The organism is Pseudomonas sp. EGD-AK9, assembly GCF_000465935.2.
Taxonomy (GTDB): domain Bacteria; phylum Pseudomonadota; class Gammaproteobacteria; order Pseudomonadales; family Pseudomonadaceae; genus Aquipseudomonas.
The window spans coordinates 1-2,778 of the sequence record NZ_AVOF01000384.1 but is presented as its reverse complement, the minus strand read 5'-3'; the positions used below and the strand labels follow the sequence as shown (position 1 = coordinate 2,778).

Annotated in this window: 2 protein-coding genes and 1 pseudogene; all 3 read left to right on the top strand. The window is 69.3% G+C overall.

Features of this window, described 5'->3' with window-relative positions:
* Positions 1–1,255: aldehyde dehydrogenase family protein (locus tag N878_RS16855; protein ID WP_021444775.1), on the top strand; the 1,255-nt coding region annotated here is incomplete at its 5' end.
* A 5-nt stretch (positions 1,256–1,260) separates the two neighbouring features.
* A pseudogene (locus tag N878_RS29590) lies at positions 1,261–1,425 on the top strand (rubredoxin); the annotation flags it as partial.
* The gene (locus N878_RS16850; RefSeq protein WP_256218099.1) at positions 1,414–2,664 is read left to right on the top strand and encodes an FAD-dependent oxidoreductase; all 1,251 of its coding nucleotides are present in this window, start codon (positions 1,414–1,416) and stop codon (positions 2,662–2,664) included. The pseudogene N878_RS29590 and the gene N878_RS16850, both read left to right, overlap by 12 nt.
* Positions 2,665–2,778: the final 114 nt, after the last annotated feature.

Here is a 2,778-nt window from a genome sequence, read left to right as displayed (position 1 = left end):
CCGCCCGGCGCAGCGGGTGACCTGGCTGCTGCGCGCCGCCGCCGAGATTCGCGCGGTGGCCGAGGAGGGGGCCTGGGTGCTGTGCCAGGAAAACGGCAAGAGCCTCAACGATGCCCGCGACGAGTTCATCGAAGCCGCTCGCTACTTCGAGTACTACGCCGGCATGGCCGACAAGATCGAGGGCACCTCGATCCCGCTGGGCAACGGCTACATGGACTTCACCCTCTACGACCCCATGGGCGTGTCGGCGCAGATCGTGCCGTGGAACTTCCCGGTGTCCATCTGCGCCCGCTCCCTGGCACCCGCTTTGGCTGCCGGCAACGCAGTGGTGATCAAGTCGCCGGAGCTGTCGCCGCTGGGCCTGTGCGTGCTGCTGCGTGCCATCGCCCGCGCCGGCCTGCCCAGGGGCGCGGTCAACCTGATCTGCGGCCGCGGCCGCGAGGTCGGGGCGCATCTGGTGAGCAGCGCCAAGGTCGACCAGATCGTCTTCACCGGCTCGGTGCCCACTGGCCAGACCATCCTGCGCGATGCCGCCGAGAATGCGATTCCCAGCGTCATGGAGCTGGGCGGCAAGTCGGCGGCCATCGCCTTCGCCGACGTCGACCGCCAGCAGCTGCTGGCCAGCGTCAAGGGCGGCATCTTCTTCAATGCCGGCCAGGTCTGCTCGGCCATGTCGCGCCTGCTGGTGCAGCGCGAGATCTACGAAGAGATCGTCGCCGCCGTGGTCGAGCTGGCCGAAGGGCTGTCCGTCGGCCTCGGCCAGGACAACCCGGACCTCACCCCGGTGGTCAGCGCCGCACAACTGGCCAGCATCGAAAGCCTGTGCCGGCGCGCCGTCGACGCGGGCGCAGTGGCGGCCACCGGTGGCGAGGCTTTCAGCGACAGGGCCGGGCACTTTATGCGCCCGACCGTGTTCCGCGATGTGCGCCCCGAGATGTGTATCGCCCGGGAAGAGGTGTTCGGCCCGGTCCTGGCGATCATCCCCTTCGACAGCGAGGAGCAGGCCATCGAGATCGCCAACGGCACCGACTTCGGTCTGGTCGCCGGCGTCTTCACCCAGGACATCAGCCGCGCCATGCGCTGCGTGCGGCGCCTGCGGGCCGGCCAGGTATTCGTCAACGAGTGGTATGCCGGCGGCATCGAAACGCCGTTCGGCGGTGTGGGGCTGTCCGGTTTCGGCCGCGAGAAGGGCCAGGAAGCGCTGTATAGCTACGTACGTACCAAGAACGTCGCCATTCGCGTGGCGGGGGAGTGAACGACATGTTCAAGACCTGGCTCTGTGTGGTCTGCGGCCTGATCTATGACGAGGCCCTGGGCTGGCCGGACGACGGCATTGTCGCCGGCACCCGTTGGGAAGATGTGCCGGCGGACTGGAAGTGCCCGGAGTGCAAGGTCGGCAAGGAAGATTTCGAGATGCTCGACATCAGCCCGGTAGTCGCCGCGGCAGCGACCCCCTCGACGCCCTTGCCGGTGCCCCCGGCGGCGCCCGCACAACCTGCGGCTGGCGTGCGTCAGCCCATCGTCATCATCGGCAGCGGTTATGCCGGCTATGGCCTGGCCCAGGCGTTGCGCCGCGCCGATGCCGAGGTTGAAATCCGCGTGCTAACCCAGGAGTCCGGGCACCTGTACTCCAAACCGGCGCTGTCCATCGGCCTGGCTCAGGGCAAGAGCGCCGAGGCGCTGGCCGGCGAGTCGGCCCTGGCCATCGAGAGGCGCCTGAAGATTCGCGTCTACCCGCATTGCAGGGTCGAGCGCATCGACACCACGGAGCGACGCCTGCACACCACTATCGGCGAGATGGAGTACGGCCAGCTGGTGCTGGCCAGCGGCGCGGCGCCGATTCGCTTGCCCATCGAAGGGGCCAGCGACGCGCTGCTCAGCGTCAACAACCTGCACGACTATCGCAGCTTCCGCGAGCGCCTGGTCGGCGTGCGCCGCGTCGCCATCCTCGGCGACGGCCTGATCGGCTGCGAGTTCGCCAATGACCTGGCGGCCAGCGGCTTCGAGGTCAGCGTTATCGGCCTCGGTAAATGGCCGATGGAGCGCCTGTTGCCGGCCGAGGCCGGCCGGCAGCTGCAGACCGCGCTGGCGGAGCTGGGCGTGCAGTGGCACCTGCAGAACACTCTGCAGCGCATAGACGCACTGGAGCAGGGCTACCGCCTGACCCTGGCCGATGGCGAGGGCCTGGACGCCGATCTGGTGCTCTCCGCCGTCGGCCTGCGGCCCAACCTGGGCCTGGCCGAAAGCGCCGGGCTCGCCGTGGGTCGCGGCATCCGGGTCGATGCCCGCCTGCAGTGCTCGCAAGCGGGGATCTACGCCCTGGGCGACTGCATCGAGATCGACGGCCAGCTGCTGCCCTACCTGGCGCCGATCAACCAGGGCATCGCCGCCCTGAGCAAGACCCTGCTCGGCCAGCCAACCACGGTCAGCTACCCGCTGATGCCGGTGACGGTGAAGACCCCGGCCGCACCGCTGTGCCTGCTGCCGCCGGCCGTCGGCGTAGCCGGCGAATGGCGTTGCACGGCGACCGCCGATGGCCTCAGCGCCGGCTACTACGACACCGCCGGCACCCTGTGCGGCTTCGTCCTGCTCGGCCGGCAAGCCCAAGCGCAGCGCAACAGCTGGCTGCAATCCTGTCAGAACGCACAACGGGCCGTGGCCTGAGGGCGCAAGCATGAACAAGAGCATCAATCTGCCCCACGACGACGCCAGCTGCGGCTGGTACGCCGCGCTGCCCGCCGCCGAGCCCGCCACGCGCCTGCAGGGCGAGCAGCGTGC

What these genes read in the sequence shown, in the direction of transcription:
- N878_RS16850 (WP_256218099.1), top strand. Translation starts at nt 1,414, where the DNA reads ATGCTCGACATCAGCCCGGTAGTCGCCGCGGCAGCGACCCCCTCGACG.